At 71.3% G+C, this 436-nt stretch carries 1 pseudogene; it reads left to right on the forward strand.

Annotated features, from left to right (window positions below):
- Positions 1-436, forward strand: a pseudogene (locus PUR53_RS00290) (serine hydroxymethyltransferase); the annotation flags it as partial.

Here is a 436-nt window from a genome sequence, read left to right on the forward strand (position 1 = left end):
CGAGGTCGGCGCCCATCTGTGGGTGGACATGGCGCACTTCGCGGGTCTGGTCGCGGCCGGGCTGCACCCCAACCCCGTGCCGTACGCGGACGTGGTGACCTCCACGACGCACAAGACGCTCGGCGGGCCGCGCGGCGGCAACATCCTGGCGAAGTAGGAGTTCGCCAAGAAGCTCAACTCGTCCGTCTTCCCGGGCTTCCAGGGCGGTCCGCTGGAGCACGTCATCGCGGCCAAGGCGGTCTCCTTCAAGGTCGCGGCGAGAGAGGAGTTCAAGGAGCGCCAGCGGCGCTCCGTCGCGGGCGCGCGGATCCTGGCGGAGCGGCTGACGGCCCCGGACGCCCGAGAGGCCGGCGTCGTCGTCCTGTCCGGCGGCACCGACGTCCACCTGATCCTGGTCGACCTGCGCAACTCCGAACTGGACGGGCAGCAGGCCGAG

The organism is Streptomyces sp. SP18BB07 (assembly GCF_036322545.1).
Taxonomy (GTDB): domain Bacteria; phylum Actinomycetota; class Actinomycetes; order Streptomycetales; family Streptomycetaceae; genus Streptomyces; species Streptomyces deccanensis.